This window comes from uncultured Lactobacillus sp. (assembly GCF_944327175.1).
Classification (GTDB): domain Bacteria; phylum Bacillota; class Bacilli; order Lactobacillales; family Lactobacillaceae; genus Lactobacillus.
This window is the reverse complement of sequence record NZ_CALVGT010000007.1, coordinates 1-4,939: the sequence shown is the minus strand read 5'-3', so window position 1 is coordinate 4,939 and position 4,939 is coordinate 1. Positions and strand designations below refer to the sequence as shown.

The following is a 4,939-nucleotide window of genomic DNA, read 5'->3' as shown; positions in this document are numbered from 1 at the left end:
ACGCCAATCGAGTTCACAAGGGCTTTGGTCAAGTAGCAGACACCTTGGAATCGTACTTCGATTAAAAAACAGTTAAAGAATCAATTAGCCGGAAAGATTTATTTACACAAAAGAATTGACAGTCTCGTGAAAAGAATAATGTTTATCCTTGAATAGTGCTATTTGTATTAGTTGGATATTAGACTGGGTGAAGTGTAAACATAAAGCCCGTTTTTAACGAAGAAAGGGAAAAGACTATAAATATGAAAAAGCTCAAAAAGATCAACTATGCGGCCTGTTGGCCATATATGGCGGTCGTTCTTTTTGCCGCCTATTTGGCCTACCGGCAGATGCGAACAGGGAACATCATTATCGGTTCCGATACGATTTTCCACTTCAACCGCTTCTATGAAACCGAGGAGCAAATTAGAAACGGCAATTTCAGCTGGTTCATGACTCTGTACGGGTTCAACCAGTCAGGCCGGGTAATCAACGCGCTTTACGGCCCGGCCTTTGCCTACTTGAACGGGCTGCTGCTGCTGGTGGTCGGGACCTGGTACCGATATCAAATTATCACCAGCTTCCTGGTCTTCGTGACCGGGGGCGTGGGGATGTACAGGGCCGTGCACCGCTTTAAGGTACGGGGCAGCATTGCCGTTTTGGTGACGATTATCTACATGACTATCGGCTGGCTGCCGCGCTGGCAGTCTGGCTCCAACTTCACCGGCATCGGCGCTGCCTTGATGCCTTACGGGATTCTGGTCGCTTGCGACATGTTCTATGATAAAGAAAAGCCAATCCACTGGATCAAGCTGACCATCTTGATGACGGTCGCTTTGGAAGTCCACCTGCTCACGGCGCTGATGTACATGGCCTTCCTAGTGCCAGCCTGGCTCTATGCCATCATTAAGCGCGAAGACAAGCGGGAGATCTTGCTGAACACCTTGAAGGCGGTGCTCTTAACCATCTTCTTGACGGTCAACACCCTCTTGCCTCTGTACTGGATGTCCAAGACCAATAACTTGGCGCCAACGGCGACAATGAGAATGCTGGACAACGCGGTTCATTTGGTTCATACCACTATAAGCTTTAACCCTTTTATGGTTAGGAGCTCTAATTTGCGGGCTAGACTGACCTTCTGGTTGGCCTATGTTTTTATCGCTCAGATTATCTATGCAATCTGGACACGCAAGGAAAGCCGCGTCAATGTCATTGTGTCGCTTTATGGCGGCTTTTGGCTGCTTTTAGCCTCCCGCTTGGTTGAATGGGACCGGATCACTAACCACTTGCCGGCCTTGGCCCGCTTTTTGCAGTTTCCATCCCGCTTTGTCTGCATCGCTTATCCCTTGCTGCTTATCGGGTTGGGTCTTTCGTTTGAAGGCATCTTGAACTGCAAGAAAAAGTGGGTGCGCCCTGCCGCATATGCCGCGCTTGGCCTTTTAACTTTTACAGCGGCTGACTGTCTGGTTGTCGCTGTAAATCATGATGCCTGGGTTGGCTACCAACATCATGTTGGCAAAAGCCACAATACAAAATTTGGTGAAGCTGCTCAAAAGTCAAAAGAGATAACTGATGCGCGCAGGCAAGCCTTAGCCGCTACTAACGCGTCCACCCACGCTCATGACCTGCAAGCCTTCCTGGACATGACCAAGAAGGCCATTCCGGACTACCTGCCGGTCTACAAGTGGGATCCAGAGCCTGATGTGCCAAGCCACTTGTACACTTACAAGTGGAAGCAGTATTATACGATGGAGAATTCCAAGATTACCGCCGCTTACCGCAAGTCCGTCATGAACCACAATCGCAATGTCAAGGTAAAGGCGGTCAAGCACGGCTTGAAATTGACCTGGAAGGCCAAGAAGGGCAAGCACAAGCAGCAATTGCCAGTCATTACCTACAAGCAGTCCAAGTTGACCGTCAACGGGCGGGTCTTGACCAAGTACAAGAAGAACCGGGTCGGCGCCCCAACGGTTCCCGAAAAGACCAAGGGCACCAACACCGCCTACTTGGAATTCCAGACGCCGTTCTGGATCAAGTTGGCCATCACGGTCTCTTTGCTGGGGCAATTTGCCGCGGTCATTTGGGGCCTGCTTTGGCGCAGTGGTATTTTCAAGAAGAGAGAAGAAAAGAAGGCATAGCAGCAATGAAGAAGATCTCAATTATCGTGCCTTGCTACAATGAAGAAGCGGCCTTGCCCCTTTTTTATCCGGTAGCGCATGAGGTGCTGGAAAAACTGTCCGACGACTACGAGCTGATTTTTGTCAATGACGGGTCCAAGGACCGGACTCTGGAAATCCTGCGTGATTTCGCGGAAAAAGACCCCCATGTCTTCTATATTTCTTTTTCAAGAAACTTCGGCAAAGAATCCGCCATGTACGCGGGCTTCGTCAACGCCAGCGGGGACTATGTGGCCGTGATGGACGCTGACTTGCAGGACCCGCCAGCCCTTCTGCCGGAAATGATCAAGATCCTGGACTCCGGTGAATACGACAGCGTGGCCACCCGGCGGGAGGACCGGAAGGGGGAGCCGCCGATCAGAAGCTGGTTTGCCCGTAAGTTCTACCAGATCATCAACAAGATCTCTGATGCTGACGTGGTCGACGGGGCCCGGGACTTCCGCTTGATGAAGCGGGACATGGTCGACGCAATCGTGGAGATGAGCGAATACAACCGGTTCTCTAAGGGGATTTTTGGCTGGGTCGGCTTCAAGACCTACTGGCTCCCTTATGAAAACGTGGAAAGAGTGGCCGGGGAAAGCAAGTGGAACTTCTGGAAGCTGTTCAAGTACGCTATTGACGGGATTATCAACTTCTCCCTGGTGCCTTTGAACCTGTCTTCCTGGATGGGCTTCCTCATGACCGGGATATCCTTCATCATGCTGATCGTGATTATCCTGCGCAAGTTGATCAAGGGCGACCCGGTAGCCGGCTGGGCCTCCTTGATCAGCGTAATCATCTTCATTGGCGGCTTGATCATGCTTAGCTTGGGCGTGATTGGCCAGTACCTGGCCAAAATTTACATGGAAAGCAAGCGCCGGCCCCACTATATTTCCAGTGAATCCAATATTAAAGACGTTAAAAAGATCGACTAAGGCCGGTCTTTTTATTTTTTGTTTCTTTTTTGAAGGTTATAATTCTATAGCAATTAATCCTCCTATCGGCAGATTATAGCCACTAGATGTGGCAAATCTGTTTGAATTTATTCAGAAAAATCAGAAGAAATAGTCAAAAGGACATCCTGGCGGATGTCCTTTTTTGCGTGCTCTTTTACTTTTCTTTCAGGTCAGTAAACTGGGCGAAGTATTTGTCCAGGTAGACCTTGTAGCTGACGGTCATGATGACATTGCGGAGCATGGTTTTGTATTCGCCGTGCTCGTGGCCGACGTCGGCCAGTTCGCCTTTAAAGCCGAAGACATAGGCCAGGACGTTTTCCAGCTCATCAACCATGTAGTTGTAGGCCGTCTCGGTGTCGTAGCTGGACCGTTGCAGCTTCAAGGCCTCGCGCAGATCAGCCAGGGAGAGGACGTTTTTGGACACGGCGATAAAGACCAGCTCAGCGATCTTGTCCGGCAGCTACAATTCAGCCGTGCAGGCGGCAAAGATTTACCAAGAAGAATATCCGGATGCCTTGATTCACGTTTTTGACAGCAAAAGCGCGGGTCCGGCCCAGCTTTTGGCGGCAGAAAAGATCGCGGAACTGAAAGAAAAAGGGATGCAGTTCCCGGACCTGGTGGAAGCAGTGACTGACTACCTGGAAAACCATGTCCGCCTCTTTTTTGCCTTAAAGTCGATGACCAATCTGGCCAATAACGGCCGGGTTAGCCCGGCAGTGGCCAAGATTGCCGGACTGCTCAAAATTTGGGTCTACGGCTGGGCAGAGGAAGGTGAAATCAAGCCGCTAGGCAAGGGCAGAGGGGAGAAGAAGACCCTGGCGGCCCTGCTGAAAACTTTGGAAGAGAAGGGCTATACGGGCGGCCGGGTCAAGATCGACCACGCGGACAACTTCGACAGCGCGGCTGAGCTCCACGATCAGATCAGAAAAAATTATCCAGAGGCCAGGGTTGACCTGGGCACTTGCCACGCTCTGTGCAGCTTCTACGCGGAAGAGGGCGGGTTGATGATTGGAGTAGAAATTTAGCAAGTAAAACATCAGCACCGGTCCGGGCAATGTCATTAAGTTAAGACATTGACTTTGAACGGGGAATGCTTTAGGACACTCATCTAAGTTTGATGAGTGTTTTTTTTGCTTAATTTTCGAAACCGCTTTACGCTATCTTTGGTTAGAGATTTTATCAAAGGTGGCGTATTTTTATGACTAAGAAGCATCAAGTCCTAAGACAGCTTGATTCTGTTACAGATATGGCTGCCGAATGCATCAATTACTTTGTTTATCATCCAAGTAAAGACTTCACGCGTAAAAGAAAACTGGATGCTAAGACATTCATTAAGACTACTCTTACCATGCAAGGAAACTGCTTGAACAAGGAGCTATCTGACGCATTTCCTAAGCCCTCTAAGCGAATGACCGTGTCGGCTTACGAACAGCAGAAATCAAAGGTTAACCCTAGATTATTTAAGGCAATTCTGTATGAATTTAATTCAACTTTGAAACAGCCTGCTTTGTATCATGGCTATCGGCTGCTGGCAATTGATGGTAGTGACTTTGCTTTGCCGTATGATAAGAATTCAATGTTTCTATGCAATATTCAGACAAGAAAAAAACCTTCGGCCGATAATAAATTAACGACCAAAGGCACATGTTTGATTCATGCCAATATCCTTTACGATATCGCAAATTGTTGTTACCTAGACTGCTTATTGCAATCACGAAAGGGTATGGATGAACGCAGTGCAGCTGTGCACATGCTTCAGAACTTAAGACTTCAACACCGCTATATCGTACTGATGGATCGCGGCTATGAATCCTTCAATCTTTTCGAGCATGGCAATCGACTGTCTAA

3 protein-coding genes and 2 pseudogenes are annotated in these 4,939 nt (G+C 48.8%); 4 read left to right on the top strand and 1 reads right to left on the bottom strand.

Annotated elements, in window-relative coordinates:
* Nucleotides 1-242 precede the first annotated feature (242 nt).
* Together Q0J41_RS01265 and Q0J41_RS01260 are read left to right on the top strand one after the other, a co-directional pair.
* The gene (locus Q0J41_RS01265; protein WP_296225143.1) at nucleotides 243-2,117 is read left to right on the top strand and encodes a 6-pyruvoyl-tetrahydropterin synthase-related protein; all 1,875 of its coding nucleotides are present in this window, start codon (nucleotides 243-245) and stop codon (nucleotides 2,115-2,117) included.
* A gap of 5 nt (nucleotides 2,118-2,122) precedes the next feature.
* A complete protein-coding gene (locus Q0J41_RS01260) occupies nucleotides 2,123-3,070 on the top strand; it encodes a glycosyltransferase family 2 protein (RefSeq protein ID WP_296225142.1) in 948 nt (315 codons plus the stop codon).
* A 175-nt stretch (nucleotides 3,071-3,245) separates the two neighbouring features.
* Here the strand turns inward: Q0J41_RS01260 and Q0J41_RS01255 are convergent.
* Nucleotides 3,246-3,542: pseudogene (locus Q0J41_RS01255) on the bottom strand (hypothetical protein); the annotation flags it as partial.
* 22 nt (nucleotides 3,543-3,564) lie between these two features.
* Between Q0J41_RS01255 and Q0J41_RS01250 the strand changes: the two are divergent.
* Nucleotides 3,565-4,116: a DegV family protein gene (locus tag Q0J41_RS01250; RefSeq protein ID WP_296225145.1), complete on the top strand. Its 552-nt coding sequence runs from the start codon at nucleotides 3,565-3,567 to the stop codon at nucleotides 4,114-4,116.
* 173 nt (nucleotides 4,117-4,289) lie between these two features.
* Nucleotides 4,290-4,939, top strand: a pseudogene (locus Q0J41_RS01245) (IS4/IS5 family transposase); the annotation flags it as partial.